Below are 1,087 nucleotides of genomic sequence, written 5' to 3'. Positions count from 1 at the left end.
GCTCGACGCCTACATGGCCAAGGTGGTGGCCGACGGCCGGGTGGCCGGCATGACCACGCTGCTCGCCCGCCACGGCAAGGTCGTCAGCTTCCGCACCCACGGCAAGAAGAGCCTGGCCACCGGCGAGCCGATGAGCCGCGACACCATCTTCCGCATCTACTCCATGACCAAGCCGATCACCGGCGTGGGCATGATGATCCTCTTCGAGGAGGGGAAGTGGCGGCTGGACGATCCGGTGACCAAGTACGTGCCGGAATTCAAGAATCTGAAGGTCGTGAAGAGCGTCGACGGCAACGGCGTCATGACGCTGGAGGACATGAAGCGCCCGCCGACCATGCGCGAGGTGATGAGCCACACCGCCGGCTTCGGCTACGGCCTGGGCGACGAGCACCCGGTGGACAAGCTCTATCGCGAGAAGGGCGTGCTGGGCGGCACCATGCAGGAGATGATCCAGCGCACCGCCGAGATCCCGCTGATGTATCAGCCGGGGACCAGCTGGTACTATTCCTCCTCCGTCGACATCCAGGGCTACATCATCGAGAAGCTGTCGGGCCAGAGCCTCGGCCAGTTCCTCGAGCAGCGCCTGTTCCGGCCGCTGAAGATGGTCGACACCGCCTTCTACGTGCCGCCCGCCAAGGCCGCGCGGCTGGCCCCCGTCTACGTCGGCAACAAGGACACCGGGAAGATCGAGGAGGCGAAGCGCATCTTCAACTCCGACCTGCCGACCTACCTGGAGCCGCCGCGGATGGAATCCGGCGGCGGCGGCCTCGTCGGCACGACCATGGACTACGCCCGCTTCGCCCAGATGATCGCCAACAAGGGCGAGCTCGACGGGGTGCGCATCCTCTCGCCGGCCGCGGTGGAGATGATGGGGACCAACATGATCCCCAAGGACGTGCTGGTGAACTCCAACGGCACGACGGCGGCCCGCTTCAACGAGGCGGTGGGCTTCGGCCTCGACTTCATGGTGATGAACGACCCCCGCGTCGCCGGCTCGCTGGAGGGCAGGGGCTCGATGAGCTGGGGCGGGGCGGCCGGCACCTGGTTCTGGGTCGACCCCACCAACGACATCGTCTTCGTGGGCATG

Annotated in this window: 1 protein-coding gene; it reads left to right on the top strand. The window is 66.6% G+C overall.

Annotated features, from left to right (window positions below):
• Positions 1-1,087, top strand: a 1,087-nt coding sequence (locus tag V7Z97_RS20530; protein WP_334165493.1) for a serine hydrolase domain-containing protein, incomplete at both ends; no start/stop codon positions are given.

Source organism: Phenylobacterium sp., from assembly GCF_036821595.1.
Taxonomy (GTDB): Bacteria; Pseudomonadota; Alphaproteobacteria; order Caulobacterales; family Caulobacteraceae; genus Phenylobacterium.
This window is presented reverse-complemented; position numbering and strand designations above follow the sequence as displayed.